Origin of the sequence: Bacillus sp. AFS029533 (genome assembly GCF_002585125.1) — a bacterium.
Lineage (GTDB): Bacteria > Bacillota > Bacilli > Bacillales > Bacillaceae_G > Gottfriedia > Gottfriedia luciferensis_B.
Genome location: NZ_NUQC01000088.1, coordinates 1 through 335 on the forward strand (window position 1 = coordinate 1; position 335 = coordinate 335).

Here is a 335-nt window from a genome sequence, read left to right on the forward strand (position 1 = left end):
CCAGTGCTACTACTTACATCAATTGCTAATCCTGATTGGTGTTCACTTGAACCGGGTAATGCACTATACTTTCTTGCATTAACATAGCCATCTTCTTTTACATATCGATTAAAAAGAACTTTCTGAGTCGCATAAGAGCGATATCCTGAAACACCACTTAAATAGATATGATCTTTTTTTGCTCCAGCAAATAATTTCTTTAATGCGATCGCTGCTTCTTTTCTCATTTTTCGTTTTTCAAGCTTTTCTTTAAAAATGAATGAAACATTTGGATAAACTAGATCCTTTGGAACATAATTTTTAGGTAAAAAATATTTTTTGTTTACTAAAACTGT

The 335-nt window shown here is 31.3% G+C and carries 1 protein-coding gene; it reads right to left on the minus strand.

The genetic code is table 11. The features are described 5' to 3' along the window. On the minus strand, positions 1 to 335 hold a 335-nt coding region (locus COE53_RS23675), incomplete at both ends, for a M15 family metallopeptidase (RefSeq protein WP_142350434.1).